The 24,959-nt window shown below is 67.7% G+C and carries 26 protein-coding genes; 12 read left to right on the forward strand and 14 right to left on the reverse strand.

Translation table 11 applies throughout. The features are described 5' to 3' along the window. Window positions 1-75 precede the first annotated feature (75 nt). Window positions 76-1,035, reverse strand: coding sequence for a TAXI family TRAP transporter solute-binding subunit (locus QUV35_RS11165; RefSeq protein ID WP_300873694.1), 960 nt, complete (start codon window positions 1,033-1,035; stop codon window positions 76-78). Between the two features lie 134 nt (window positions 1,036-1,169). Here QUV35_RS11165 and xerD point away from each other — a divergent pair, with 134 nt between their 5' ends. Continuing rightward, window positions 1,170-2,090, forward strand: a complete 921-nt coding sequence (gene xerD, locus QUV35_RS11170) for a site-specific tyrosine recombinase XerD (RefSeq protein ID WP_300873696.1) — start codon at window positions 1,170-1,172, stop codon at window positions 2,088-2,090. Window positions 2,091-2,227: 137 nt separating this feature from the next. On the opposite strand, the gene msrA is transcribed toward xerD, so the two are convergent. The 5 genes from msrA to QUV35_RS11195 all read right to left on the reverse strand — a co-directional run bounded on the left by msrA (window position 2,228) and on the right by QUV35_RS11195 (window position 5,167). Beyond that, a complete protein-coding gene (gene msrA, locus QUV35_RS11175; protein WP_300873698.1) occupies window positions 2,228-2,839 on the reverse strand; it encodes a peptide-methionine (S)-S-oxide reductase MsrA in 612 nt (203 codons plus the stop codon). Then, window positions 2,836-3,333 (reverse strand): peptide-methionine (R)-S-oxide reductase MsrB, encoded by a 498-nt coding sequence (msrB, locus tag QUV35_RS11180; RefSeq protein WP_300873700.1) that lies wholly within the window; start codon window positions 3,331-3,333, stop codon window positions 2,836-2,838. The genes msrA and msrB overlap by 4 nt, the downstream gene beginning before the upstream one ends. 65 nt (window positions 3,334-3,398) lie before the next feature. Continuing rightward, the gene (locus QUV35_RS11185; protein WP_300873702.1) at window positions 3,399-4,265 is read right to left on the reverse strand and encodes a PA4780 family RIO1-like protein kinase; all 867 of its coding nucleotides are present in this window, start codon (window positions 4,263-4,265) and stop codon (window positions 3,399-3,401) included. 22 nt (window positions 4,266-4,287) lie between these two features. Next, window positions 4,288-4,866 (reverse strand): DUF1439 domain-containing protein, encoded by a 579-nt coding sequence (locus tag QUV35_RS11190; RefSeq protein ID WP_300873704.1) that lies wholly within the window; start codon window positions 4,864-4,866, stop codon window positions 4,288-4,290. A 49-nt stretch (window positions 4,867-4,915) separates the two neighbouring features. Then, on the reverse strand, window positions 4,916-5,167 hold the full coding sequence (locus QUV35_RS11195; protein WP_300873706.1) for a DUF3297 family protein: 252 nt from the start codon (window positions 5,165-5,167) through the stop codon (window positions 4,916-4,918). Window positions 5,168-5,255: 88 nt separating this feature from the next. On the opposite strand from QUV35_RS11195, the gene QUV35_RS11200 reads away from it, so the two are divergent. Further along, the gene (locus tag QUV35_RS11200; protein WP_300873709.1) at window positions 5,256-7,481 is read left to right on the forward strand and encodes an ATP-binding protein; all 2,226 of its coding nucleotides are present in this window, start codon (window positions 5,256-5,258) and stop codon (window positions 7,479-7,481) included. Window positions 7,482-7,490: 9 nt separating this feature from the next. Here the strand turns inward: QUV35_RS11200 and dbpA are convergent, their stop codons facing one another. Continuing rightward, window positions 7,491-8,885: an ATP-dependent RNA helicase DbpA gene (gene dbpA / locus QUV35_RS11205; protein ID WP_300873711.1), complete on the reverse strand. Its 1,395-nt coding sequence runs from the start codon at window positions 8,883-8,885 to the stop codon at window positions 7,491-7,493. Between the two features lie 16 nt (window positions 8,886-8,901). Beyond that, window positions 8,902-9,747, reverse strand: a complete 846-nt coding sequence (locus QUV35_RS11210) for a ferritin-like domain-containing protein (protein ID WP_300873713.1) — start codon at window positions 9,745-9,747, stop codon at window positions 8,902-8,904. Window positions 9,748-9,785: 38 nt separating this feature from the next. On the opposite strand from QUV35_RS11210, the gene QUV35_RS11215 reads away from it, so the two are divergent. Beyond that, window positions 9,786-10,310 (forward strand): gamma carbonic anhydrase family protein, encoded by a 525-nt coding sequence (locus QUV35_RS11215; protein ID WP_300873715.1) that lies wholly within the window; start codon window positions 9,786-9,788, stop codon window positions 10,308-10,310. A gap of 50 nt (window positions 10,311-10,360) precedes the next feature. Then, window positions 10,361-11,338 (forward strand): Hsp33 family molecular chaperone HslO, encoded by a 978-nt coding sequence (locus QUV35_RS11220; protein ID WP_300873717.1) that lies wholly within the window; start codon window positions 10,361-10,363, stop codon window positions 11,336-11,338. Window positions 11,339-11,485: 147 nt separating this feature from the next. Here QUV35_RS11220 and QUV35_RS11225 read toward each other — a convergent pair whose 3' ends face one another. Genes QUV35_RS11225 through QUV35_RS11245 form a run of 5 tightly spaced genes read right to left on the reverse strand, consistent with a single transcriptional unit; the run spans window position 11,486 to window position 16,306 of the window. Further along, the gene (locus QUV35_RS11225) at window positions 11,486-12,145 is read right to left on the reverse strand and encodes an ATP-binding protein (protein WP_300873719.1); all 660 of its coding nucleotides are present in this window, start codon (window positions 12,143-12,145) and stop codon (window positions 11,486-11,488) included. Between the two features lie 4 nt (window positions 12,146-12,149). Then, window positions 12,150-12,434, reverse strand: coding sequence for a septum formation initiator family protein (locus QUV35_RS11230; RefSeq protein WP_300873721.1), 285 nt, complete (start codon window positions 12,432-12,434; stop codon window positions 12,150-12,152). A 2-nt stretch (window positions 12,435-12,436) separates the two neighbouring features. Then, the gene (gene eno / locus QUV35_RS11235; RefSeq protein ID WP_300873722.1) at window positions 12,437-13,720 is read right to left on the reverse strand and encodes a phosphopyruvate hydratase; all 1,284 of its coding nucleotides are present in this window, start codon (window positions 13,718-13,720) and stop codon (window positions 12,437-12,439) included. Between the two features lie 44 nt (window positions 13,721-13,764). Next, window positions 13,765-14,622 (reverse strand): 3-deoxy-8-phosphooctulonate synthase, encoded by an 858-nt coding sequence (kdsA, locus tag QUV35_RS11240; protein WP_300873724.1) that lies wholly within the window; start codon window positions 14,620-14,622, stop codon window positions 13,765-13,767. A gap of 13 nt (window positions 14,623-14,635) precedes the next feature. Then, window positions 14,636-16,306 (reverse strand): CTP synthase, encoded by a 1,671-nt coding sequence (locus QUV35_RS11245; RefSeq protein ID WP_300873726.1) that lies wholly within the window; start codon window positions 16,304-16,306, stop codon window positions 14,636-14,638. A gap of 111 nt (window positions 16,307-16,417) precedes the next feature. Here QUV35_RS11245 and coaBC point away from each other — a divergent pair, with 111 nt between their 5' ends. Further along, window positions 16,418-17,644 (forward strand): bifunctional phosphopantothenoylcysteine decarboxylase/phosphopantothenate--cysteine ligase CoaBC, encoded by a 1,227-nt coding sequence (gene coaBC / locus QUV35_RS11250; protein ID WP_300873728.1) that lies wholly within the window; start codon window positions 16,418-16,420, stop codon window positions 17,642-17,644. A 16-nt stretch (window positions 17,645-17,660) separates the two neighbouring features. Here coaBC and QUV35_RS11255 read toward each other — a convergent pair whose 3' ends face one another. Further along, a complete protein-coding gene (locus QUV35_RS11255; protein ID WP_300873730.1) occupies window positions 17,661-18,788 on the reverse strand; it encodes a substrate-binding domain-containing protein in 1,128 nt (375 codons plus the stop codon). A 153-nt stretch (window positions 18,789-18,941) separates the two neighbouring features. Here QUV35_RS11255 and QUV35_RS11260 point away from each other — a divergent pair, with 153 nt between their 5' ends. From QUV35_RS11260 to QUV35_RS11290, 7 genes are all read left to right on the forward strand, one after another. After that, window positions 18,942-19,679 carry an ABC transporter permease gene (locus QUV35_RS11260; protein WP_300873733.1) on the forward strand — a complete coding sequence of 246 codons (738 nt, stop codon included), beginning with the start codon at window positions 18,942-18,944 and terminating at the stop codon, window positions 19,677-19,679. Next, a complete protein-coding gene (locus QUV35_RS11265; RefSeq protein WP_300873735.1) occupies window positions 19,676-20,440 on the forward strand; it encodes an ATP-binding cassette domain-containing protein in 765 nt (254 codons plus the stop codon). The genes QUV35_RS11260 and QUV35_RS11265 overlap by 4 nt, the downstream gene beginning before the upstream one ends. 65 nt (window positions 20,441-20,505) lie before the next feature. Continuing rightward, a complete protein-coding gene (locus QUV35_RS11270; RefSeq protein ID WP_300873838.1) occupies window positions 20,506-21,249 on the forward strand; it encodes a substrate-binding domain-containing protein in 744 nt (247 codons plus the stop codon). A gap of 65 nt (window positions 21,250-21,314) precedes the next feature. Beyond that, on the forward strand, window positions 21,315-22,049 hold the full coding sequence (locus QUV35_RS11275) for a molybdate ABC transporter substrate-binding protein (protein ID WP_300873737.1): 735 nt from the start codon (window positions 21,315-21,317) through the stop codon (window positions 22,047-22,049). Then, a complete protein-coding gene (locus tag QUV35_RS11280) occupies window positions 22,036-23,076 on the forward strand; it encodes an iron ABC transporter substrate-binding protein (RefSeq protein ID WP_300873739.1) in 1,041 nt (346 codons plus the stop codon). Before QUV35_RS11275 ends, QUV35_RS11280 begins: the two co-directional genes overlap by 14 nt. A 4-nt stretch (window positions 23,077-23,080) precedes the next feature. After that, a complete protein-coding gene (locus tag QUV35_RS11285; RefSeq protein WP_300873741.1) occupies window positions 23,081-24,079 on the forward strand; it encodes an iron ABC transporter permease in 999 nt (332 codons plus the stop codon). Continuing rightward, the gene (locus tag QUV35_RS11290) at window positions 24,076-24,945 is read left to right on the forward strand and encodes an ABC transporter ATP-binding protein (RefSeq protein WP_300873743.1); all 870 of its coding nucleotides are present in this window, start codon (window positions 24,076-24,078) and stop codon (window positions 24,943-24,945) included. The genes QUV35_RS11285 and QUV35_RS11290 overlap by 4 nt, the downstream gene beginning before the upstream one ends. Window positions 24,946-24,959 lie beyond the last annotated feature (14 nt).

Genomic DNA, 24,959 nt, shown 5'->3' on the forward strand with positions numbered 1-24,959 from the left:
GCCCCGCTCAGGGGCCGTGTCAAATCGGGCAGGTGTCGTGGGCAACACCGAAACGCCCGGTCGCCTGTCGGCGCCTTACTTGATCAGGCCCACTTCCTTGTAATAACGCTCGGCGCCGGGGTGCAGCGGCACCGGCATGCCCTTGATGGCGTTTTCGCGCTTGATGGCCTTGGCGGCGTTGTGCGCGGCATAGAGCGTGTCGATGTTGTCGTACATCGCCTTGGCCATGCGGTAGGCCGTGTCGTCCGACACGCCGCTGTGGGTCACCAGGAAGTTGGGGATAGCTGCCGTGGGGATGTCCATCGTCTGGCCGGTGTAGGTGTTGGCCGGAATGACGGCGGGCTGGTAAGCCGCGTCACCCACCTTGGCCACCACGTCGGCAGGCACCGAAACCACCACGATCTTGACCGAGGTGGACAGGTCGCGGATGGACGCCACGCCCAGGCCGGCCGATTGCAGGGTCGCATCGAGCTGGCGGTTCTTCATGAGTTCGACCGACTCGCCGAAGGGCAGGTACTCGACCTTGGCCAGGTCGGCGTAGCTCAGGCCGGCGGCCTTGAGCACGGCGCGCGCGTTGAGTTCGGTGCCCGACTTGGCGGCACCCACCGAGACGCGCTTGCCCTTGAGGTCGGCCAGGGTCTTGATGCCGGAGTCGGCGCTGGCGACGATCTGGATGTAATTGTTGTAGGTGGCGGAGAGACCACGCAGCTTGTCGAGCTTGGCCGGGAAGCCTGCCTCGGCATTGCCCTTCCAGGCGTCGGACAGGGAATCGGCCAGCGACAGGGCCAGTTCACCGCGACCGGCCTGCAGCAGGTTCAGGTTTTCGGCCGAGGCGCGCGTGACCTGGGCGGTGGAGCGGGTGTTGGGAATGTCCTTGGCGAAAATCTGCGAGAGCGCCACACCCATGGGGTAGTACACACCGCTCTGCCCGCCGGTCAACACGTTGACGAACTGTTGTTGCTGTGCCGTGGCCACGCCGGTGACGAGGGCAGCGCCCAGGCTCAGGCCCAGACCGATCTTGTGAATCAAACGCATGTGAGAGTCTCCTGTTGTTGGCAAAAAGGCGAAGGGGCAGAATACCGCAACACCCCTGCCTGTACCCCTAGGAAACTGCGTATTCGGCAGCCCGGGTTTACCCCAACCCGGCAGCGCCCGCGATACTGTGCGCCATGACAAACCCGACACTGGCCGAGACCAGCCAGGACCTGGCTGGTGCATTTGTCGATGCGCTGTGGCTGGAGGAGGGCCTCTCGCGCAACACGCTGGACGCCTATCGGCGCGACCTGGTCCTGCTGGGCCAATGGCTGGCCACGCAGGGCAAGACCCTGCCCGAGACCACCGAGGCCGATCTCAACGGTTATTTCAGTGCGCGCCACAGCCAGACCCGGGCGACCACCGCGAACCGCAGGCTCACGGTGTTCAAGCGCTACTTCCGCTGGGCGCTGCGCGAGCGGCACATCGGCGCCGACCCGACCCTGCGCCTGACCCCGGCACGCCAGCCGCTGCGTGTGCCCAAGACGATGTCGGAGGCACAGGTGGAAGCCCTGCTGGGCGCGCCCGACGTGGGCACGGCACTGGGCCTGCGCGACCGCGGCATGCTGGAGCTGATGTACGCCAGCGGCCTGCGCGTGAGCGAGCTGGTGACGCTCAAGACCTGGCACGTGGGCATGAACGAGCAGGTGCTGCGAGTCACCGGGAAAGGCAACAAGGAGCGGCTGGTGCCGTTTGGTCAGGTGGCGGGGCAGTGGCTGCAGCGCTACCTCGGGCAGGCGCGCGGCGAGATCCTGGGCGGCCTGCAGAGCGAAGACCTGTTTGTCACCTCGCGCGGTTCGCGCGCGGGCGAGGCCATGACCCGGGCGATGTTCTGGCAGCTGGTGAAGAAGTACGCACTGGCCGCCGGCATCACCTCACCCTTGTCGCCACACACCCTGCGCCATGCGTTTGCCACCCATCTGCTCAACCACGGCGCCGACCTGCGCGCGGTGCAGATGCTGCTGGGCCATGCCGACATCTCCACCACCACGATCTACACCCACGTGGCCCGCGAGCGCCTCAAGACCATCGTGGCGCAGCACCATCCGCGGGGCTGACAGCGGCAAGCCGGGCAACCCTCGGACCGTTCGCACTGAGCCGGTCGAAGGGCCGCCAGTGACGGGATGGTGATGGCTTCGACAGGCCCAGCCCGAACGGAGGGAAGCTCAGTCCGAAAGGGGGGTGTGCACCCGCACTATTGCTTGCCCCACAACTGCTCCAGCCGCGCATCTCGCCCGCAGCTCGTGCGGTAGTACTGGTAGCGAACCGGGTTCTTCAGGTAGTAGTCCTGGTGGTAGGCCTCGGCCGGGTAGAAGGTGCTGGCCGCGACCACCTCGGTGACGATGGCTTCCTTGAAGGGCTTGCTCTTGTCCAGCGCCGCCAGCGAGCGTTTGACCACCTCCGCCTGCGCCGCACCGTGCGTGAAGATCGCCGTGCGGTACGGGCTGCCGGCGTCACAGAACTGGCGGTCTTTGGTGGTCGGGTCGATGGTGCGCCAGAACTTCTCCACCAGCGTGGCGTAGCTCACCCGGGTCGGGTCGAACACGATTTCCACCGCTTCGGCGTGGCCGGTGTTGTTGGCCGAGACCTGCCGGTAGGTCGGGTTGGCCACGGTGCCGCCGATGTAGCCCGAGGTGGTGGAAATGACGCCGGGGACCTTGTCGAAGTCGGCCTCGACGCACCAGAAGCAGCCACCGGCGAACGTGGCCTTGGCCGTGGCGGACGCCGTCTGGGCGAGGGCCGCGCCGGTGAGCAGGACCGCACCCGCCAGCACGGCCAGCAGGCCGCCAAGCCAGCGCGCCTTCATGCGGCCGCCTTGAAGGTGAGCGCCACGCCGTTGTTGCAGTAGCGCTTGCCGCTGGGTTTGGGCCCGTCGTTGAACACATGGCCCTGGTGGCCATCACAACGCACGCAGTGGTATTCGGTGCGCGGAAAGATCGCCTTGTAGTCGGTTTTGGTGCCGAGCGCGCCCGGCAGCGGTGTGTGAAAACTCGGCCAGCCGGTGCCGCTTTCGTACTTGGTGTCGGACGCAAACAGCGGCAGATCGCAGCCCGCGCAGTGGTAGGTGCCCCGGCGCTTCTCGGCGTTGAGCGGGCTGCTGCCCGGGCGCTCGGTGCCTTCTTCGCGCAGCACGTCGAACTGGGCCGGCGTCAGGCGCTTCTTCCACTCGGATTCGTCGAGTTTCCAGGGGTCGGCGGCGGCCACGGCGCTGGCCACGGGGGCGACGCCCTGGGCGCCCAGGCCGAGCAGGGAAAGCAGTTTCATGGTCTGGCGGCGGTTGAGGTTGGGACGGATGTTCATGTCCGTGAGTCGACCACAGCCGGCAATCCTTACGCGGCCCAACGGGTAATCGATCAAAGGTCGCTTCAGGCCTGCGCCATGCGCAGGCGCCGCGCCGCGTCCTCGTCGCGGGCGTCGTCGATCTCGCGCATCACGCTGCCCAGGTCCACCGTGCCGGGTGTGCGTTCGTAGCGACCGCGCAGGGGGGTGTCGATGCCGAGCAGGCCGCTCTGGTACAGGCTCCAGATCTCGGGGCCGAACTGCGTCTTCTGCAACTCGGGTGCGAACTGGCCGAAGAAGTCGCGCAGGTTGGCCACGTCGCGCAGCAGCATGCGCTGGGCGTGGTTGTTGCCCGCAGCGTCCACCGCCTGCGGCAGGTCGATGATCACGGGAAAGTCCTCGCTGCCTTGTTCGCCCGAGTGCGCCAGCAGGATGTTGAATTCCGACAGGTCGCCGTGCACCACGCCTGCGCACAACATGCGCACCACCTCGCCGATCAGCGTGGCGTGGTGCTGGCGCGCCTGTGCGGCTGTGAACGACACGTCGTTGAGGCGCGGCGCCGCGTCGCCATGCGCATCGGTCACCAGCTCCATGAGCAGCACGCCGTCGGCGAAGTTGAAGGGTTGCGGCACCCGCACACCGGCTGCGGCCAGCCGGTAGAGCGCGTCCACCTCGGCGCTTTGCCAGGCGGCTTCCTGCGATTCGCGGCCGAACTTCGTGCCCTTGGCCATGGCGCGCGCCTGGCGCGAGTTCTTCACCTTGCGGTTCTCGGTGTAGTCCACCGCCTGGCGGAAGCTGCGGTTGTTCGCTTCCTTGTAGATCTTGGCGCAGCGCGTTTCGTCCCCGCAGCGCACCACATAGACCATGGCTTCCTTGCCGCTCATGAGCTGGCGCACCACGGTGTCGATGAGACCCTCTTCAACGAGGGACTGGAGTCGGGGAGGAACTTTCATCGGGCGATTGTGCGCCCGGGTGTCACAAGGGCTTGAGCACGAAGCCGATCACCAGGCCCGCGTCGGTCACCGTGATCGGGCCGGGCTGCATGCCCAGCACATCGGCCATGCGCAGGTCTTGCGGCTGCAGTTGGTGCAGCACCACCTCGCGCAGCGACCGTTCGGCCAGCGCGGGCGCGTAGCTGTTGAGCAGTTCCACCACGCCTGGCTGCAGGCTGGGGAAGCGCAACCGGTCGATGCGCAACTGGTGGGCGCGCAGCGTGCGGTCGCTGGCCTCGTAGCGCAGTGCGAAGTCCAGGTCGAAGCTGCCGCGGTGACTGCGGTTGAGTGCCGGGCCGGCGGCGTCCACCACCATCTCGGCGCGCAGGCGGTTCTGTGCGGGCAGCAGGCTCAGTCGCGGCGGCTGCAGGTCGAGGTTGAGCAGGCCCTGCACCGGATAGCGGATCGGAAAGCGCCCGGCCACCGAGCGTTGCAGCACAGCGGTCGGCACGGTGACGCCGGGTGGCCTGGCTGGCGAGTCGTCGGCTTCGGACGTGCCGGCCCATGCGGGGTTGCAGAACACGCCGCACACGGCGGTTGAAAAGAAGAGTCGTCGGTGCATAGGCGGGGTGGGAGTCTGGCCACACCCATGCGTTCAGCGCAAATGGTCTCTATTTGTAGAAGACCTCGACCCGGCCCTTGAGCTGGATCAGCAGCGGCTGACCCTTGCGGTCCAGCGTCTTGCCGGCGGGTACCTTGACCCAGCCTTCGCTGATGCAGTATTCGGTCACGTCGAAGCGTTCCTTGTCGTTGAACCGGATGCCGATGTCGTGTTCGAAGACGGCCGCCACATGGTGCGGGCTGCGGGCGTCGATGCAGAGGCGGTCGGGCAGGGGTGGTGGGGTGGGAATCGGATCGGTCATGCGCGAATTGTCGGCCAGATCGTGGCCGGCCGGTCCACGGGTCGCCTGCTGCTTCACTTCCCGGCCCCTGTGCCGATAAATCCTCATCATGAAACTCCAACACAAGGCCTGGGGATTGATCCTCGCGGCCGTGGCCGTCTGTGCGGCCGGCGCCCTGGTGGGCGTCAGACACATCGTGCTTGACTCGTTCTCGCAGCTGGAGGTCGAACACGCGGCGCGCGAGGGCGAGCGCGCCAGGCGGGTGTTCAACCAGCAGGTGCAGGCCCTGAGCGCCACCACCCAGGACTACGCCTACTGGAGCGATGCGGTGGACTACGTCCAGGGCAGGCAGGCGTCGTTCCTGTCCGACAACTTCGATGCGGACAACATGGGTTACCTGCGCATCTCGGAGGTGCTGGTGATCGATGGCCAGGCGAGGGTGATCGGATCGCTCACGCGGGACGACGCGCTGCAGCTCTCGGCGCTGGAGGTCGGGCGCATCGCGTCCCTGCGCGAACTGGCCCTGCCGGTGCTCAAGGGCGAAGACCCAAAGACCGTGCTGCAGACCCTGCGGGTGGTCGAGGGGAACCTCGAGATCGTGATCGCTGCCGCGGTGCGGGACCCGGACGTGATGGACGGAGCCGTACAGGGCGTCATGGTTGCGGTGCGACGGTTTGACGAGGTCGAGGTCCTCAGCCTGGCCGAGGTCCTGATGATGCCGGCGCGCCTGAACTTCTCCGAGCCCGGTCGCGATGGGCAGGCGTTCTACGTGCTGCCAGTCAACGCCGAACGCGCCGATCTGCATGCCGTGCTGCAAGACCACCGGGGGCGTCCGGTGGCAGAACTGGTCCTCGGGCTGGACCGCCGGCTGCAGGCGCAGGGCCAGGCAATGACCTGGCAAGGCATGATCGCCGTGGCCCTCACCGCCTTGATGGCCAGCCTGCTGCTGGTGCTGCTGCTGGACCGGTTCCTGCTCAAGCGGCTGCAGCGCATCTGCAGCGACATCGACGTCATTGCCAGGGACGGCCCCACCGCAGCGCCTCCCGTGCTGGTGCAGGGCAACGACGAGATCAGTTCGCTGGCTTGCGGCATCAACCAGCTGCTGCAGCGGGTGCAGGCGGACGCCCTGCAGCAGCGCCTGAGTTTCGAGCGGCAGGAAGCCATTCAGGCGCAACTGATGCAGAGCCAGAAATCCGAGGCCCTGGGCCGGCTCGCCGGTGGCATTGCACACGACATCAACAACTCGCTGGCGGCCGTCACTGGCTGGGTGCGGCTCACGATGGAGGACCTGGAAGAGAAGCACCCCGGACACGAGTCGCTCGGTCAGGCACTCAAGGCCACGAAATACGCCGACGGGCTGATCCGCCAGTTGCTGGCGTTCGGCCGCAAGACCGCGCCCAGGCTGCAACGGCTGCACCTCGCCACCCTGGTGGAGGACACCCGGCGTCTGGTGAGCGCAGGCCTCACGCGCGAGTGCGAGATCGTGGCCATCCAGCGCGTCGACAGCGACCTCGTCGAGGGGGACCCGACACAGTTGCAGCAGGTGTTGGTGAACCTGCTGATCAACGCAGCCGATGCCATGGACGGCAAGGGCCGGATCGAGATCACCATCGATGCGCTGACCCTGCCGCAGCCGGACGGGCATCCCCCGGAGCTGGTGCGCCTGGGCCCGGGCCGTTTCCTCTCGATCGAGGTGCGCGACTTCGGGCCGGGCATGGCGCCCGAGCTGATCGACCGGGTCTTCGAGCCCTTCTTCACCACCAAAAGCGTGGGGCGCGGCACCGGCCTGGGCCTGTCGGTGGCGCAGGGCATCACCTCGCACCATGGCGGGCACATCGGCTTGTCCAGCGTGCCGGGCGACGGCACCCGTTTCTGCGTGTACCTGCCGGCCCGTGAGGACACAGAGGCCACGAGTCTTCCCGCGTCCATGCCTTCGCCGGACAGGCACCGCCGTGAACTGCTGTTCGTCGACGATGACCAGCTGGTCCGTCAGTCGTGGAGCGCACTGCTGGAGCGCAGGGGCTGGCAGGTGACACGCGCACGGGACGGTGAGGAGGCCTGGAGCTATCTGGTGCAGTCGGCGCGGCGCTGGGACGTCGTGCTCACCGACCTGTCGATGCCGCGGCTCGACGGCGTGGGGCTGGGCCGGCGCATCCGGTCGATGGAGCGTCCGCCACCGGTGGTGCTGCTCAGCGGAAATCTGGGCGAGGCCGATGCCCGCCAGATCGAGACCTTGTTCGCGGCCGTGCTGCGCAAGCCCGTCGAGGCCGGTGAGCTCGATCGTGTGCTGCACGAGGTGGTGCAGCGCGCAGCCGGGGCGCCCGACCCGGCGTGAACCGCCGCCTCAGTCTTCCAGCACCCGCACCTTCACGCTCTTGCCCTTGATGCGCCCGTCGTTGAGGCGGCTGGCCACCTGCGCAGCGATGTTGCGGTCCACCGCCACGTAGGTCGACCATTCGTTCACATTGATCTTGCCCACCTGTTCGCGGGTGTAGCCCAGGTCGGCGGTGAGGGCGCCGAGCACGTCGCCGGGGCGGATCTTTTCCTTGCGCCCGCCCTGGATGTGCAGCGTGACCATGGGCGGCACCAGCGGCCCCTGGCCGGTAGGCACCAGTTCGCTCAGCGGGTGCCACTTCGATTCGCGCCCCTGCAGCTGCTCGATCTTGCCCACACTGCCCATCTCGTCCATGCTGACCAGGTTGAGCGCGAGGCCGCTTTCACCGGCGCGGCCGGTGCGGCCGATGCGGTGGATGTGCACCTCGGCGTCCGGCGTCACGTCCACATTGATCACGGCGGCCAGGCTGGTGATGTCCAGGCCGCGTGCCGCCACGTCGGTGGCCACCAGCACCGAGCAGCTGCGGTTGGCAAAGCGCACCAGCACCTGGTCGCGCTCGCGCTGCTCCAGCTCGCCGAACAAGGCCAGCGCGCTGATGCCCTGGGCCTGCAGCACGGCAACGAGGTCGCGGCACTGGGCCTTGGTGTTGCAGAACGCGAGCGTGCTGGCCGGGCGAAAGTGGGCCAGCAGCTTGCTCACCGCATCCAGGCGTTCGGTGTCCCTGACTTCGTACCAGCGTTGTTCGATTTGCGCACCCGCGTGCTGCGCCTCCACCGTCACCGTGACCGGCTCGCGCATGAACTGTGCGCTGAGCTTGGCAATGCCCTCGGGGTAGGTGGCGGAAAACAGCAGCGTCTGGCGCGTCTTGGGACACCGTTTCGCCACCGTCACGATGTCGTCGAAGAAGCCCATGTCGAGCATGCGGTCGGCTTCGTCCAGCACCAAGGTGTTGAGCGCGTCCAGCGGCAGGCTGCCGCGTTCCAGGTGGTCCATGATGCGGCCCGGCGTGCCCACCACGATGTGCGCGCCGTGTTCCAGCGTGGCCAGCTGCCCGCGCAGCGGCACGCCGCCACACAGCGTGACGACCTTGATGTTGTCTTCGGCGCGCGCCAGCCGCCGGATTTCGGTGGTCACCTGGTCGGCCAGTTCGCGCGTGGGGCACAGCACCAGCGTCTGCACCGCGAAGCGGCGCGCGTTCAGGTTGGCCAGCAGGGTGAGGGCGAATGCGGCGGTCTTGCCGCTGCCGGTCTTGGCCTGGGCAATGATGTCCTTGCCCAGCAGCGCGGGCGGCAAGGCTGCGGCCTGGATGGGGGTCATCTCCAGATAGCCGAGCTGTTCCAGGTTGGCCAGCGTGGCGGGGGAAAGGGGGAGGGTGCTGAAAGCGGTCGTGGGGGCGGAAGTCATCCCCGATTATCGGGGCTCACGCCTGGTGCATGGCGGTCAGCTCGGCTTCGCTGAAGCCGGCCGCCAGCCGCGCCGCTTCGTTGAACGGCGGCCTCGGGCGCGGTGCCGAGTGCTCGCGAGCCAGCCGGCGGTAGTGGCTCAGCGGTTCCATGCCCTGCTGTTTGCACAGCCAGCCGTACCAGCGGTTGCCCACCGCCACATGGCCGATCTCGTCGCGCAGGATCACGTCGAGGATCTCGACCGCGCGCATGGCGGCGGGCGTGCCCACCTTGCGCAGACGCGCCTGCATCGGTGGTGTGGCGTCCAGGCCGCGCGCTTCCATGGTGCGCGGCACCAGGGCCATGCGGGCGGTCACGTCGTGCTGCGTGCGCACGCACATCTCCCACAGGCTGTTGTGGGCGGCGAAGTCACCGTAGTCGCGGCCCAGGCTGCGCAGGTGCTCGCGCAGCAGGCCGAAGTGGATGGCTTCCTCGTGGGCGACCTGGAGCCAGTCGGTGTAGTAGCCGGCCGGCATGTCGGGGAAGCGCCAGATCGCGTCCAGGGCCAGGTCGATCGCATTGAATTCGATGTGCGCCACGGCGTGCAGCAGCATCGCCAGGCCTTCCGGCGTGAACGGCGAGCGCTGGGGCACATCGACCGGCGCGATGAGCACCGGCCGCGCCGGTCGGCCCGGCAGTGCCCGGCCGGGTTCGGGCGCCAGGCGCTGTGCCGGGTCCAGGCGGGTGTTTCCCTGCTTCAGCGCTTCAAAAAGCGCGTGGGTGGCGCGGAGCTTGTCGTCCGGATCGCTGGTGCACAAGGCTTGCAGAGCCCCCTCGCGCAGGCAGACGGTGGGCGGGGGCGACAGGTCGGAGCGGGCTTGCATCCCTACAATTCTAGGTTTCGCCACAGGAGACAAGACACATGGCCCTTTACGAACTCGACGGCACGGCGCCAAGGGTGGCCGCCTCGGCCTGGGTGGCCGACAACGCGCAGGTGATCGGCAACGTGGTGCTGGGTGAGGACAGCAGCGTGTGGTTCGGTGTCACGGTGCGTGGAGACACCGAGACCATCACCATCGGGCGCGGCAGCAACATCCAGGACGGCAGCGTGCTGCACGCCGACGTGGGCCAGCCTTTGACCATCGGCGAGAACGTGACCGTGGGCCACCAGGTGATGCTGCACGGCTGCACCATCGGCGACGGCTCGCTCATCGGCATCGGTGCGGTGGTGCTCAACGGCGCGAAGATCGGCAGGCACTGCCTCGTGGGTGCCGGTGCGCTGGTGACCGAGGGCAAGGAATTCCCGGACGGCAGCATGATCCTGGGCAGTCCGGCGCGCGTGACCCGATCGCTCACGCCCGAGCAGATCGAAGGTCTGCGCATGAGCGCGAAGCACTACACCGACAACGCCGAGCGGTTTCGCAAGAGCTTGAAAAAGGTCGGCTGAACCCGATCTGCAAGCGTCTGTTTTTTTCGAACGATTCCTGAAAGTCCTGCTTGTCCGAACTCCACAAATTCGTCTTTGAAGGCCTGCCGGTGCGCGGCATGCTGGTGCGCCTGACCGACGCCTGGCAAGAGATCCTGCAACGCCACCGGGACGGTGGCGGTTACCCCACGGCGGTGACCGAGCTGCTGGGCGAGATGACCGCGGCGGCCACGCTGATGCAGGCCAACATCAAGTTCAACGGCGCACTGGTCATGCAGATCATGGGCGACGGACCGGTGAAGCTGGCCGTGGCCGAGGTGCAGCCCGACCTCTCGCTGCGCGCCACCGCCACCGTGATCGGCGAAGTGGCGCCCGATGCACCGCTCTCGCACATGGTCAATGTCAACAACCAGGGTCGTTGCGCCATCACGCTGGACCCCAAGGACCGCCTGCCCGGGCAGGCGCCCTACCAGGGCGTGGTGCCGCTGTTTGGTGACCAGCGCGAGAAGCTGGAAAAGCTCAGCGAGGTGATCGAGCACTACATGCTGCAAAGCGAACAGCTCGACACGCGCCTGGTGCTGGCCGCCAACGAGCACGTGGCCGCCGGCCTGCTGATCCAGCGCCTGCCGCTGCAGGGCAGCGGCAACCTGGCCGGCCAGTCGGGAGCGCGCGACGAAGACCAGATCGGCCTGAACGAGGACTACAACCGCATCGCCATCCTGGCCTCGAGCCTGAAGCGAGAGGAGCTGCTCACGCTGGACGCCGACACCATCCTGCACCGCCTGTTCTGGGAAGAAGACGTGCGCCGCTTCGAACCCATGACGGGCGAAAGTGGTCCGCGCTTCGCCTGCACCTGTTCGCGCGAACGTGTCAGCAGCATGCTGCGCAGCCTGGGTCGCGACGAGATCGAGTCGATCCTGAGCGAACAGGGTCAGGTCGAGGTGGGCTGTGAGTTTTGCGGCGCGCAGTACCGGTTCGACCCGGTGGACGCGGCCCAGGTGTTCCTGCAACCCGACCGGCAGCCGCCCGCGAGCGGCCAGAAGCAGTGAAGGCCCGGGCTCCACGCCCGCTCGCGCTCAGTCCGTTCCCGTTCCCGTTCGCCCTGAGCCTGTCGAAGGGCCCGCCAACACCTGTGCATGGGCTTCGACAGGCTCAGCCCGAACGGGGTCAGGCTCAGCCCGAACAGGGGGTCAGGCTCAGCCCGAACGGGCATTCAACAGCCCGCTGAACAGCCGCCGTTCGCACTCGGGGTCGCTGCAGTTCTCGCAGGTCCAGCGGCCGGTGCCCGCCTCCAGCAACGGGTCGTGCGCCACCAGCGGGCGGCCGAGCAAGGAACCCACTGCCCGAAGCGCGTGCTGCAGTCGCGCTTGTGCAGAGCCGTAGACGGTCTGGAACGGGATGGCGGCCGACTGCAGTTCTCGCCGCAGCACGGCGTCGATATCGGCCCGCATGGCGGCGCTGTCGCGGAACAGGCCATCGGCCTGCCAGGGCATGTCCAGGCCCATCAGCAGCGTGAGCTGGTAGCGGGCTTGCCGGGCCAGCGAAGGCGCGTGCAGCGAGCGGTCCTCGAACACGCGGTCGCTGTAGGCTGCGACCACCATCGCCGTGGTGTCGGCCACCACCACCTGAGCGCCACTGCTTGCGGCCTGGTCGATCAGGCGCGTTTGTTCATCGGCCACGCCCGCCTGCTCCAGCGCCGTGGGCGCGCGGCCGGCGCGTTCGCACCAGTCGCGCAGGTGCTCCGGCACCAGCGTGGCGCCGATGCCCAGGGTGTTGAGTTGACGGGTGAGGGCCTGGCCCAGTGTGGTCTTGCCGCTGGACTCGCCGCCGAGCAGCGCCACCGTCAAGGCCGCCATCGCCTCAGCGCTTGTTCTGCGCGATCTGCACGAAGATTTCGTTGGGCTTGACCATGCCCAGCTCGGCGCGGGCGAGCTCCTCGACCATGTCCAGGCCTTCCCGCAGGTCTCGCACCTCGTTCACCAACTGGTCATTGCGCTGCTGCGCTTCCCGGTTGGCCAGGTCCTGGGCAGCCAGTTGCTGCTTCATGCTCGCCACCTGCGGCACACTGCCCCGCCCGAACCACAGCTGGGCATGCAGCACCAGCAGCAGTCCGATCAGCAGGGCAGGGATGAGGCGGTTGGCCATGGTCAGCGCAAATTGTAGAAGGCAGCGCGGCCCGGATACACCGCCACTTCACCCAGGTCTTCCTCGATGCGCAGCAACTGGTTGTACTTGGCCATGCGGTCGGAGCGGGACAGCGAACCGGTCTTGATCTGGCCGGCGTTGGTGCCCACGGCGATGTCGGCGATGGTGCTGTCTTCGGTCTCGCCCGAGCGGTGGCTGATGACGGCGGTGTAGCCCGCCCGCTTGGCCATCTCGATGGCCGCGAAGGTTTCGGTCAGCGTGCCGATCTGGTTGATCTTGATCAGGATCGAATTGCCGATGCGTTTGTCGATGCCTTCCTTGAGGATTTTGGTGTTGGTGACGAACAGGTCGTCGCCCACCAGCTGGACCTTGGCGCCCAGGCGCTCGGTGAGCACCTTCCAGCCGTCCCAGTCGCCCTCGGCCATGCCGTCTTCGATGCTGATGATCGGGTACTTGTCGACCCAGGTCGCCAGGATGTTGGTCCAGTCTTCGGCCGAGAGCACCAGGCCTTCGGCCTCCAGGTGGTACTTGCCGTCCTTGTAGAACTCGCTGGCGGCGCAGTCCAGGCCCAGGGCGATCTGGTCGCCGGCGGTGTAGCCGGCGCTGTTGATCGCTTCCAGGATCATCTGGATCGCGGCTTCGTGGTTGGCCACGTTGGGCGCAAATCCGCCTTCGTCGCCCACGGCAATGCTCATGCCCTTGTCGTGGATGATTTTCTTGAGCGCGTGGAACACCTCGGCGCCCCAGCGCAGGGCTTCGCGAAAGCTCGGTGCGCCCACGGGAATGATCATCAGTTCCTGCAGGTCGAGGTTGTTGTTGGCGTGCGCGCCGCCGTTGACCACGTTCATCATGGGCACGGGCATCTGCACCGCGCTCATGCCGCCGAAGTAGCGGTAGAGCGGCAGGCCGGCTTCTTCGGCCGCGGCGCGGGCCACGGCCATCGAGACCGCCAGCATGGCGTTGGCGCCCAGACGCCCCTTGTTGTCGGTGCCGTCGAGGTCGATCAGGGTCTTGTCCAGGAAGGCCTGTTCGGAGGCGTCCAGGCCGAGCACCGCTTCGCTGATTTCGGTGTTGATGTGTTCCACCGCCTTGAGCACGCCCTTGCCGAGGTAGCGGGCCTTGTCGCCGTCACGCAACTCGATGGCTTCGCGCGAACCGGTGGACGCGCCCGAGGGCACGGCCGCACGGCCCATCACGCCACTCTCGAGCAACACGTCGCATTCGACGGTGGGATTGCCGCGGCTGTCCAGGATCTCGCGGCCAACGATGTCAACGATTGCGCTCATGGGGTCATTACCTCTGGGTCAAAAAACAAGAAAGTGAAAGGGTTTCAGGCGTTGAAATGGTCTTCGAGGAAGCCGTTTCTTTTGGTCACGGTGTCCAGCGCCAGCAGCGTTTCGAGCAGCGCTTTCATGTGCTTGAGCGGCACGGCGTTGGGGCCGTCGCTCATGGCTTTCGCGGGGTCGGGGTGGGTCTCCATGAACAGGCCGGCAACGCCCACGGCCACCGCCGCGCGCGCCAGCACCGGCACCATCTCGCGCTGACCGCCGCTGCTGGTGCCTTGCCCGCCGGGCAGCTGCACGCTGTGGGTGGCGTCGAAGACCACCGGCGCGCCGGTCTCGCGCATGATGGCCAGCGAGCGCATGTCGCTCACGAGGTTGTTGTAGCCAAAGCTGGCGCCGCGCTCGCAGGCGAGAAAATTGTCTTCGTTCAGGCCGGCTTCCTTCGCGGCCGCGCGCGCCTTGTCGATCACGTTCTTCATGTCGTGCGGCGCGAGAAACTGCCCCTTCTTGATGTTCACCGGCTTGCCGCTCTGCGCCACGGCGCGGATGAAATCGGTCTGGCGGCACAGGAAGGCGGGCGTCTGCAGCACGTCGCAGACCTTTGCTGCCTCGGCGATGTCGTCCTCGCTGTGCACGTCGGTGAGCACCGGCACGCCGAGTTCACGTTTGACCTTGGCCAGGATCTCCAGGCCCTTGTCGCGGCCGGGGCCGCGGTAGGTGGTGCCGCTGCTGCGGTTGGCCTTGTCGAAACTGCTCTTGAAGATGAACGGAATGCCAAGAGCGCCGGTGATGTCCTTCAGCTGCCCGGCCACGTCCATCTGCAGTTGCTCGGACTCGATCACGCAAGGGCCGGCGATGAGGAAGAAAGGCTGGTTCAGGCCGATGTCGAAGCCGCAAAGTTTCATGGGGTGGGCTCGGTCAGGCGGTGGCCACGGCGGGCGAAGTCTGGCTCTGCTGGGTCAGCGCGGCCTTCACGTAGGCGTTGAACAGCGGGTGGCCGGCCCAGGGGGTCGACTTGAACTCGGGGTGGAACTGCACGCCCACGTACCAGGGGTGAACGCTCTGGGGCAACTCCACCATTTCGGTGAGCTGCTCGCGCTGCGTCAGCGCCGAGATGACCAGGCCGGCCTCGCGCAGCCGGTCGAGGTAGTTGACATTGGCCTCATACCGGTGGCGGTGGCGCTCGGTGACCACCGGGCCGTAGATCTGGTGCGCGAGGGTGCCGGGCGCCACATCGGAGCTTTGGGAACCCAGGCGCATGGTGCCGCCGAGGTCGGAGCTGGCGCTGCGCTGCTGGATGCTGCCGTCGGCGTCTTTCCACTCGGTGATCAGGGCAATGACCGGGTGCGGCGTGTCGGGTTCGAACTCGGTGCTGTTGGCGTCCTTCAGACCGGCCACATGGCGCGCGTATTCGATGGTGGCGACCTGCATGCCCAGGCAGATGCCGAGGTAGGGCACCTTGTTCTCGCGGGCGAACCGGGCCGCACAGATCTTGCCTTCAATGCCGCGCTTGCCGAAGCCGCCGGGCACCAGGATGGCGTCGAAGCGGCCGAGCACCTGGTTCACGTTGGCCGGGGTGATCGTCTCCGAATCGATGTAGTCGATCTGGACCTTGGCGTGGTTCTTCATGCCGGCGTGGCGCAGCGCTTCGTTGAGCGACTTGTAGCTGTCCGACAGGTCGACGTATTTGCCCACCATGGCGATGTGCACCGTGGCCTTGGGGTGCTCGACCTCGTAGACCAGGTCATCCCAGCGCTTGAGGCTGGCCGGGGGGGTGTTCAGGCGCAGCTTGTCGCAGATCAGGCCGTCGAGCCCCTGCTCGTGCAGGATGCGCGGCACCTTGTAGATCGTGTCCACGTCCCACATGGAGATCACGCCCCACTCGGGAACGTTGGAGAACAGGCTGATCTTGGCGCGCTCTTCGTCGGGAATGCGGCGGTCGGCGCGGCAGAGCAGGGCGTCGGCCTGGATGCCGATGGCACGCAACTCCTTGGCCGTGTGCTGGGTGGGTTTGGTCTTGAGCTCGCCGGCGGCGGCGATCCAGGGCACATAGCTCAGGTGCACGAAGGCCGAGTTGTTCGGGCCCATGCGCAGGCTCATCTGGCGCACCGCCTCGAGGAACGGCAGCGATTCGATGTCGCCCACCGTGCCACCGATCTCGACGATGGCCACGTCCACCGCGTCCGCCGTGCCGATGCCGGCACCGCGCTGGATGAACTCCTGGATCTCGTTGGTGACGTGCGGGATCACCTGCACCGTCTTGCCGAGGTAGTCGCCCCGGCGTTCCTTCTCCAGCACCGACTGGTAGATCTTGCCGGTGGTGAAGTTGTTGGTCTTCTTCATGCGCGTTTCAATGAAACGCTCGTAGTGACCCAGGTCCAGGTCGGTCTCGGCGCCGTCGTCGGTGACGAAGACCTCGCCGTGCTGGAAGGGAGACATGGTGCCCGGATCCACGTTGATGTAGGGATCGAGCTTGATGAGGGTGACTTTGAGGCCGCGGGACTCGAGAATCGCGGCGAGGGATGCGGAGGCGATGCCTTTGCCCAGGGAGGACACCACACCGCCGGTGACGAACACAAATTTGGTCATGTCTCGGGCGAACCAGATGCTCGCAGGAGGTGGAAATGGAGATTATAAATGCCGCCCCCCCACCGGTACCCGGCAGGGGTTCCGCGCCCCTCGGGCTGCTACATTGCGCCCATGAACGAACTCGCTGGAAAACACATCGTCCTGGGGCTCTCGGGGGGTATCGCCTGTTACAAGGCGGCAGAACTCTGCCGTGCGCTGGTCAAGGCGGGGGCCACCGTGCAGGTGGTCATGACCGAGGCGGCCGAGCAGTTCATGACCTCGGTGACGATGCAGGCGCTCTCGGGCCGCCAGGTCTTCACCTCGCAGTGGGATGCGCGCAGTGCCGGTGGCGCCGACAACAACATGCCCCACATCAACCTCAGCCGTGAGGCCGACGCCATCCTCGTGGCCCCGGCCAGCGCCGACTTCATGGCCAAGCTGGTGCATGGTCGGGCCGACGACCTGCTCTCGCTGATGTGCCTGGCGCGCCCCATCGAGACGGTCCCGCTGATCCTGGCGCCGGCGATGAACCGTGAAATGTGGTCCCACCCGGCCACGCAGCGCAACATCGATCAGTTGCGGGCCGACGGCGCCACCGTGCTCGACGTGGGCGTGGGTGAGCAGGCCTGCGGTGAAACCGGTGATGGCCGCATGCTCGAGCCGGACGAGCTGCTGTACGACCTGATCCGCTTTTTCAGCCCCAAGCTGCTGGCGGGCCAGCGGGTCCTGGTGAGCGCCGGCCCCACCTTCGAAGCCATCGATCCGGTGCGGGGTCTGACCAACCTCTCCAGCGGCAAGATGGGTTTTGCCATTGCGCGTGCCGCCCACGAGGCCGGCGCCCAGGTCACCCTGGTGGCCGGCCCGGTGGGACTGCCCACGCCGCGCGGTGTGGGGCGTGTCAACGTGAAGTCGGCGCTGAACATGCTCAAGACGGTGGACCTGCTGGCGCAAAGCGCCACCGTGTTCGTGTCCGCCGCGGCCGTGGCCGACTGGCGACCGGCGCAGGCCATGGACCAGAAGATCAAGAAAGACGGTTCGGGTGAGGTGCCCACGCTGTCGTTTGTGGAGAACCCCGACATCCTGGCGGGCATCGCCGCCAGCCTGCGGGCACAGAGCGGCGCGCTGTACTGCGTGGGTTTCGCCGCCGAAAGCCAGGATCTGCTGGCGCATGCGCAGGCCAAGCGTGTGCGCAAGGGCGTGCCGCTGCTGGTGGGCAACATCGGTCCCGACACCTTCGGCCAGGACGACAACGCGCTGCTGCTGGTGGACGCGAACGGAACGCTCGAGCTGCCCCGGGCTTCCAAACTGGACCTGGCGCGCCAGCTGGTGGCGGAGATCGCGCGCCGCTTGCCCACCTGAACGAGCGCGGGGCTCCTCAGTCCCACCAGGGCAGCAGCCGCTTCATGGCTGCCACTTCGCCGCAGTGGTCGGGCGCGTAGCCCGGCAGGCTCGCCAGCATGTCGTGCCAGTCGCGGCTGCGCAGGCGTTGCAGCAGGCGCTGCACGGCGGCTTGCTCCAGTGCCGTCTTCAGGCACACCAGCAGGTAGCGCTCTTCGGTGAGCGCCACGAAGCCCAATCCCTGGTTGCGCGCGGCGTATTCGGTGCCCAGCCCCACGTCGGCCGAACCGCTGGCCACCGCTTGCGCCACCGCGGCGTGTGAACTCTCCACATGATCGAAGCCGCTGATGTCTTCGGGCATCAGCAGCGCCTGCGTGAGCAGTTCGTCGAGCAGCAGGCGGGTGCCGGTGCCCAGCGCCCGGTTGACGAAGCGGGCCTGCAGGCGCGCCACGTCGCCCATGGTGTTCAAGCGCAGCGGATTGCCGGGAGCCACCATCAGGCCCTGGGCGCGGCGGGCAAAACCGATGATCTTGTGCAGGCCGGGCTTGAGCAGCGGGCGGTAGGTGCGCGCGCTCTGGCTGCCCGAGGCGGCAAACGGCTGGGCATGAAAGCCGGCGATCGCGCAGCGGCCTTCGTTGAGCGCACGGATCGCATCCACGCTGCCGCAGAAGCGAAGGTCGAGGTGCAGGCGGCCCGAGTGCTGGCCGCCCGGTGCGGCACTGGCGGTGAATTCCTGCAGGGCACCCAGGGCGTGATCGTGACTGGCGTAGATGGTGAGCAACTCGCTGTCGGCCTCGTCGCCGGCGTCGTCGAAGGCACGTGAGAACGCACGCTCCAGTTCGGCGCGCAGCCCTTCGATCTGTGGTTTCAGACGCGCCTGCGCCAGGCGCTCGGCCATCAGCAGGCGTTCTCCGAACGGCGTCAGGCGCGCGGCCTGACCGCGTTCCCAGAACAGCAGCGCCTGGCCCAGGGCCGCTTCCCAGTCCTTGAGCTGCCCCCAGACGTGGCGGTACGACAGACCGAGCTGGCGCGCAGCGGCCGAAATGGAGCCGCTGGTGTGCACGGCCTGCAGCACGTCCATCATCGGGTTGCGCAACAGCGCATGGCCGCCGGACCGACCCGGTGCACGGTTGGCGAACGCGTACGACAACTCGATCTGTTTCATGGACCGCGAGTGTGCCCCAAGCGCACCAGACCCCTGTCAGCACCGCCGCAGCAAGGGCTGCATCGTATGCAAAGACTTGCCTATGCACGGCGATTCATACCGCGTCAGTACGTAGCTGCCCAGGGGAGTATTGCCCCTATGCTCAGCGCCCACATGAACACCTTTTCCGACAGCGTCACCACCGCATTGCAGCTGGTGGTCTCGGGTGATCCGGGCCTGTGGTCGGTGGTCAGCCGGTCCCTGGCCGTGAGTGCCACCGCGTGTTTGCTGGCGTGTGGCCTGGGTCTGGTGCTCGGCGCGTGGCTGGCGGTCGCGAGGTTTCCCGGGCGCGGCATCGTGCTCACCCTGCTCAACACCTTCCTGGCCGTGCCCTCGGTGGTGGTCGGTCTGGTCATCTATCTGCTGCTGTCGCGCTCGGGCCCGCTGGGCTTTCTCGGCTGGCTGTTCAGTTTCCAGGCCATGGTGCTCGCGCAGGCCTGCCTGGTGCTGCCGCTGGTCACGGCGCTCACGCGCCAGGTGGTGGAGGACGCCGACCGCAGCCATGGCGAGCAGCTCTCCTCGCTGGGTGCCGGGCCGGTGCTGCGCAGCCTGCTGCTGGCCTGGGACGACCGCTACGCCCTCGTCACCGTGCTGCTCACGGCGTTTGGCCGGGCCGTGTCCGAGGTGGGCGCGGTGATGATCGTGGGCGGCAACATCGAGGGGTTCACCCGCGTCATGACGACCGCCATCGCGCTGGAAACCAGCAAGGGCGACCTGCCGCTTGCGCTGGGCCTCGGGCTGGTGCTGCTGGGCGTGGTGCTGGTGCTCAATGCCATGGTGTCGCTGCTGAGCCGCTGGCGTGAGCGCGCCGACAGCGCCGATGCCACCCGCTTGACGCTGGTGACGCCATGAGTGGACTGCCTGTGAATGCGGTGGTGCCCGCGGTGTGTTTTGACCTGCGCAACGTGCAGGTGCACCTGGGCCCGGCTGGCCGGCTGCATGCCCTGAGCGACATCTACCTGCGCATCCAGGCCGGCGAGCGCGTGGCGCTGGTGGGCGCCAACGGCAGCGGAAAGAGCACATTGCTGCGCACGCTGCACGGCCTGCAGCGTGTCAGCGGTGGCGAGGTGCAGGCATCGCACCAGCAGCGCGTGGCCATGCTGTTCCAGCGGCCGCACATGCTGCGCCTGAGCGTGCGGCTCAACATCCAGCTCGGGCTCTGGCTCAAAGGTGTTGCATGGGGCGAGACCCGCGCGCTGGCGCTGGCCGCACTCGACCGTGTGGAGCTCGGACACATTGCCGAGCGCAATGCACGCGCTCTCTCGGGCGGTCAGCAGCAGCGCGTGGCGCTGGCCCGCGCCTGGGCCCTGCGGCCCGACGTCTGGCTGCTCGACGAACCCACGGCCAGCCTGGACCCGCACGCCAAACGCGAAGTGGAAGCGCAGATCGCCGAGTTCACGCTGGGCAGCCCACCAGCGGCTGGCGAGCGCCCGCCCACGCTGGTCTTCAGCAGCCACAACCTGGGCCAGGTCAAACGCCTGGCCAGCCGCGTGATCTACCTCGAGCAGGGGCGGCTGCTGGCCGACCTGCCGGTGGCCGATTTTTTCAACCACGACCTGTTGCGGTCTCTGTGCCCGCAGGCCCATTTGTTTGTTCAAGGAGAAAGTTCGTGAATGCATTCCGCCGCCTGACCCTCGCCGCCGCCCTCGGTACCGCCTTGCTCGCCAGTGCCGGCGCCATGGCCCAGAGCATCGTGGTGGCCTCCACCACGTCCACCGAACAGTCGGGGCTGTTCTCGTTCCTGTTGCCCGAATTCAAGAAGGTCAGCGGCATCGATGTGAAGGTGGTCGCACTGGGCACCGGCCAGGCCATCGACATGGCGCGCCGCGGAGACGCCGACGTGCTCTTCGTGCACGACAAGGTGGCCGAAGAGAAATTTGTGGCCGACGGCTTTGCCGCCAAGCGCCAGGAGGTCATGTACAACGACTTCGTGCTGATCGGCCCCAAGGCCGATCCGGCCGGCACCAAGGGCAGCGACATCGTGGCCGCCATGAAGAAGGTGGCCAGCGCCAACGCGCCGTTCATCTCGCGCGGCGACAAGAGCGGCACGCACGCGGCCGAGCTGCGCTTCTGGAAGATGACCGACACCGATGCCAACAAGGGCACCGGCTACAAGGAATGCGGCTGCGGCATGGGCCCGGCGCTCAACATCGCCTCCAGCGCCGGGGCCTATGTGCTCGCCGACCGCGGCACCTGGCTCAACTTCAAGAACCGTGCCGACCTTGCGGTGCTGGTCGAGGGCGACAAACGCCTGTTCAACCAGTACGGCGTGATGTTGGTCAGCGCTGCCAAACACCCCCAGGTGAAGACGGCTGAAGGCCAGAAGTTCGTGGACTGGGTCACCGGCCCGGCCGGTCAGGCCGCGATCGCCGGCTACAAGATCGGTGGCGAACAACTCTTTTTCCCGAACGCCTCGAAGTGAAGACCCCTCTGATGGTCATCGCGCTCGCTGCGCTGGCGGGTTGCGCCACGCCTGAGGCTCCCGTCATGCAAGAACCCCTGCAGGTCTACGCCGCTGGCAGTCTGCGCGAGGTGTTGACCGAGATCGCGCGCGATCACGAGGCGCGCACCGGCCAGAAGATCGCGCTGACCTTCGGCGCTTCGGGCCTGCTGCGCGAGCGCATTGAAAAAGGCGAGGGCGCGCAGGTGTTTGCCTCGGCCGACAACCAGCACCCGCAGCGCCTGGCCGCCGCGGGTGGCTGGGCGCCGCCCACCGTGTTCGTGCGCAACAGCCTGTGCGCGCTCACGCAGGCGGGGACGAACGCCACGCCGCAGAACCTGCTGGAGACCATGCTCAACCCGGCGGTGAAGCTCGGCACCTCCACACCCAAGGCCGATCCTTCGGGCGACTACGCCTGGGAGCTGTTCCGCAAGGCCGAGACGGTGCGTGCCGGCTCGTATGCCGCGCTCGACGCCAAGGCGCTCAAGCTCACCGGCGGCCCCGACTCGCCCAAGCCGCCCGCCGGTCGGGGCACTTACGCCTGGGTCATGGACCAGGGCCAGGCCGACGTGTTTCTCACCTACTGCACCAACGCTGTGGCCTCACAAAAAGAGGTGCCGCGCCTGAAGGTGGTGCAGGTGCCCTCCACCCTGCAGGTGGGTGCGGCCTACGGCCTCACCGTGCGGCGCGGTGCGCCCGCATCGGCCGAGGCCTTTGCCAAGGCCTTGCTGGCACCCGCCGCGCAGGCCACATTGGCGCGCTACGGCTTTGGCCAGCCTTGAAGATCCGGGTCTGCGCCGACGCGATCTGCTGATCGCGTCGGGCGCGCTCGCTGGCCTGCCGGCGTGGGCGCAAACGCGCAGCATCACCGACGGCGCGGGCCGCCGCGTGAACGTGCCCGCAAAGGTGCAGCGCATCTTCCCCGCCGGCCCGCCCGCCGCCATCTGGCTCTACACGCTCGCGCCCGACGCGCTCATCGGCTGGCCGCGCGCCAACCGCGGGCCCGAACTCGAATTCCTGTTGCCCGGCATCGGCAACCGGCCCGAGGTGGGACGTCTCACCGGGCGCGGCAACACCACCAACCTTGAACAGCTGCTGCTGAGCAAGCCCGACCTGATCGTGGACGCGGGCTCGACCCGCCAGACCTTCGTCGAACTGGCCGATCGGGTGCAGGCGCAGACCGGCATTCCCTACGCGCTGCTCGACGGCCGGCTGGAAGCCACGGCGCCCGGCTACATGTTGCTCGGCGAACTCACCGGCCGGCAGGAGCGCGCAGCGCTTCTGGCGAAGTACGCCGCCGACACCTTGCGCACCGTGCGCGAGCGGGTTGCCCGCGCATCGGAGCAGCCCCGCGTGTACTACGCGCGCGGCCCCGAAGGCCTGGAGACGGGCCTGGGCGGATCCATCAATGTGGAGATGTTCGAGGCCATGGGCATCCGCCACGAGGCCGCGGGCCTGCAGGGCGGCCTGGCCCGGGTGTCCATGGAGCAGGTGCTGGCCTGGGACCCGGAGGTCATCGTCACCATCGACCAGACGTTTTCGCAGACCGTGCGCAGCAACCCGCTGTGGCGCAGTGTGAGCGCCTTGAAAACCGGGCGCGTGCACCTCTCGCCCAAGCTGCCCTTCGGCTGGATCGACTTTCCCCCCAGCGTCAACCGCCTGCCCGGCCTGTGGTGGCTGGGCAGCAAGGTGTTTCCGGCGCTGTTTCCCGAGGACCTGTCGGTGATCACGCGCGAGTTCCACCAGCTGTTTTATCAAGTCGATCTGAGCCCCACGCAGGTTCAACGCGTGCTGGCAGGCCGGGACTGAGCCCATGCGCGGCGGTGCCTTCTGGGCGGTGGGCGTGCTGCTCGCGGGTGTGCTGGTGGCGTTCACCCAGGGCCGAACGCCGATTGCGCTGAGCGACCTGTGGCAGCTCGTGTGGACTGTGCTGCAGGGTGCGCCCGCGCCCAACGAGCAGATGCAGACCATCGTGTGGCAGATCCGCGCTCCGCGCGTGCTGGCTGCGGTGGCGGTGGGGGCGGCGCTGGCGGTGGCCGGAGCGGCATTCCAGGGCCTGTTTCGCAACCCGCTGGTCTCGCCCGACATCCTCGGGGCATCGGCCGGTGCAGCGCTGGGCGCGGTGCTCGGCATCTTTTTTTCGTTCGGCGTGTTCGGCATCCAGATGGCGGCCTTCGCCGGTGGCCTGCTGGCCGTGGCGCTGGTGTACGGCGTGGGTTCCACCGTGCGTCACGGTGACCCGGTGCTGGTGCTGCTGCTCGCGGGCATCGTCATCGGCTCGCTGCTGGGTGCGGGCATCGGCATGGTCAAGGTGCTGGCCGACCCCTACAACCAGCTGCCCGCCATCACGTTCTGGTTGCTCGGCAGCCTGGCCTCCGCGCACGCCGACGATCTGCCCTCGCTCATCGCACCGGTGGCCATCGGCACGGTGGTGCTCTTGCTGCTGCGCTGGCGCATGGACGTGATGTCGCTGCCCGAAGAAGAGGCCCGCTCGCTGGGCGCGCGCACCACCGCTTTGCGTCTGCTCATCGTGGCTGCGGCCACGCTGGTCACCGCCGCGAGCGTGGCGGCCGCCGGCATCGTGGGCTGGGTCGGGCTGGTGGTGCCGCACCTGGCGCGTTTCCTCGTGGGGCCGTCGTTCGTGCGCCTGCTGCCCACCTCGGCGGTGCTGGGTGGCGGGCTGCTGCTGTTCATCGACACACTGGCGCGCACGCTCGCGCCGGTGGAGGTTCCTTTGGGCATCCTCACCGCGCTCATCGGCTCGCCGTTTTTCATCGTGCTGTTGCGCCGTGCATCCAGAGGTTGGACATGAGCGCAGCGCCGGGCCGCTCCCAGGCAAGCTCGCACCGCAGCCCGCAGGGCGAAGGTGGTCCAGTGAATGCCATGCTGCAGGCCACCGACCTCCGTGTGGGCTACCCTGGCCACGTGGTCGGCTCAGGCCTGTCGCTCGCGCTCCGGGGCGGCGAGGTGCTCGCGCTGCTCGGCCCCAACGGCTGCGGCAAGACCACGCTGCTCAAGACCTTGCTCGGCCTGTTGCCGGCGCTCGGTGGTCAGGTTCGGCTGCAGGGCAGGGCGTTGGCGCAATGGTCACTGGCCGAACGTGCGCGCGAGCTTGCCTATGTCCCGCAGGGGCAGGCCAGCACCTTCGGGTTCACCGCACTGGAGATGGTGCTCATGGGCCGCACCGCGCACCAGGGGCTGATCGCCCGGCCCGGCGCGCAAGACCGTGCCATCGCCCACAGGGCGCTGCAGCGCGTGGGCATGGCGCACCTGGGCGAACGGTCGGTGCACCGCATCAGCGGCGGCGAACGGCAGCTGGTCCTGATCGCACGGGCGCTGGCGCAGCAGCCGCGTGCCGTGCTGCTGGACGAACCCACCGCCAGCCTCGATTTCGGCAACCAGGGCCTGGTGATGCGCGCCATCCGTGCGCTGGCCAGCGAGGGCCTGGCGGTGCTGTTCACCACGCACGACCCCAACCAGGCACTGCGCTGCGCCGACCGCGCCCTGCTCATGCGCGAAGGGCAGGTGATGGCCGAGGGCGCGGCGGATCAGGTGGTCGAGGCCGGGGGCCTGCGTGCGCTCTACAGCGCGGGGGTGGTGCAGGTGAACGATGCCGCCGGTGGGCCACCGGTCTTTCTGCCCGCATTTGGTCGGGCCGAAGCAGGACCCGGTCAATGAAGTGTTGCCACATC

The organism is Hydrogenophaga sp. (assembly GCF_030373225.1).
Classification (GTDB): Bacteria; Pseudomonadota; Gammaproteobacteria; order Burkholderiales; family Burkholderiaceae_C; genus Hydrogenophaga.

Bases quoted from the DNA above. Each gene is read 5' to 3' on its own strand.
- QUV35_RS11230 (WP_300873721.1), bottom strand. From the start codon at position 12,434: ATGGCCAACCGCCTCATCCCTGCCCTGCTGATCGGACTGCTGCTGGTG.
- QUV35_RS11245 (WP_300873726.1), bottom strand. From the start codon at position 16,306: ATGACCAAATTTGTGTTCGTCACCGGCGGTGTGGTGTCCTCCCTGGGC.
- QUV35_RS11275 (WP_300873737.1), top strand. From the start codon at position 21,315: ATGCAAGAACCCCTGCAGGTCTACGCCGCTGGCAGTCTGCGCGAGGTG.
- xerD (WP_300873696.1), top strand. From the start codon at position 1,170: ATGACAAACCCGACACTGGCCGAGACCAGCCAGGACCTGGCTGGTGCA.
- coaBC (WP_300873728.1), top strand. From the start codon at position 16,418: ATGAACGAACTCGCTGGAAAACACATCGTCCTGGGGCTCTCGGGGGGT.
- QUV35_RS11165 (WP_300873694.1), bottom strand. From the start codon at position 1,035: ATGCGTTTGATTCACAAGATCGGTCTGGGCCTGAGCCTGGGCGCTGCC.
- QUV35_RS11190 (WP_300873704.1), bottom strand. From the start codon at position 4,866: ATGCACCGACGACTCTTCTTTTCAACCGCCGTGTGCGGCGTGTTCTGC.
- kdsA (WP_300873724.1), bottom strand. From the start codon at position 14,622: ATGAAACTTTGCGGCTTCGACATCGGCCTGAACCAGCCTTTCTTCCTC.
- dbpA (WP_300873711.1), bottom strand. From the start codon at position 8,885: ATGACTTCCGCCCCCACGACCGCTTTCAGCACCCTCCCCCTTTCCCCC.
- QUV35_RS11200 (WP_300873709.1), top strand. From the start codon at position 5,256: ATGAAACTCCAACACAAGGCCTGGGGATTGATCCTCGCGGCCGTGGCC.
- QUV35_RS11225 (WP_300873719.1), bottom strand. From the start codon at position 12,145: ATGGCGGCCTTGACGGTGGCGCTGCTCGGCGGCGAGTCCAGCGGCAAG.
- QUV35_RS11195 (WP_300873706.1), bottom strand. From the start codon at position 5,167: ATGACCGATCCGATTCCCACCCCACCACCCCTGCCCGACCGCCTCTGC.
- QUV35_RS11260 (WP_300873733.1), top strand. From the start codon at position 18,942: ATGAACACCTTTTCCGACAGCGTCACCACCGCATTGCAGCTGGTGGTC.
- eno (WP_300873722.1), bottom strand. From the start codon at position 13,720: ATGAGCGCAATCGTTGACATCGTTGGCCGCGAGATCCTGGACAGCCGC.
- msrB (WP_300873700.1), bottom strand. From the start codon at position 3,333: ATGAACATCCGTCCCAACCTCAACCGCCGCCAGACCATGAAACTGCTT.
- QUV35_RS11270 (WP_300873838.1), top strand. From the start codon at position 20,506: ATGGCCCAGAGCATCGTGGTGGCCTCCACCACGTCCACCGAACAGTCG.
- QUV35_RS11255 (WP_300873730.1), bottom strand. From the start codon at position 18,788: ATGAAACAGATCGAGTTGTCGTACGCGTTCGCCAACCGTGCACCGGGT.
- QUV35_RS11215 (WP_300873715.1), top strand. From the start codon at position 9,786: ATGGCCCTTTACGAACTCGACGGCACGGCGCCAAGGGTGGCCGCCTCG.
- QUV35_RS11285 (WP_300873741.1), top strand. From the start codon at position 23,081: ATGCGCGGCGGTGCCTTCTGGGCGGTGGGCGTGCTGCTCGCGGGTGTG.
- QUV35_RS11290 (WP_300873743.1), top strand. From the start codon at position 24,076: ATGAGCGCAGCGCCGGGCCGCTCCCAGGCAAGCTCGCACCGCAGCCCG.
- QUV35_RS11185 (WP_300873702.1), bottom strand. From the start codon at position 4,265: ATGAAAGTTCCTCCCCGACTCCAGTCCCTCGTTGAAGAGGGTCTCATC.
- msrA (WP_300873698.1), bottom strand. From the start codon at position 2,839: ATGAAGGCGCGCTGGCTTGGCGGCCTGCTGGCCGTGCTGGCGGGTGCG.
- QUV35_RS11210 (WP_300873713.1), bottom strand. From the start codon at position 9,747: ATGCAAGCCCGCTCCGACCTGTCGCCCCCGCCCACCGTCTGCCTGCGC.
- QUV35_RS11265 (WP_300873735.1), top strand. From the start codon at position 19,676: ATGAGTGGACTGCCTGTGAATGCGGTGGTGCCCGCGGTGTGTTTTGAC.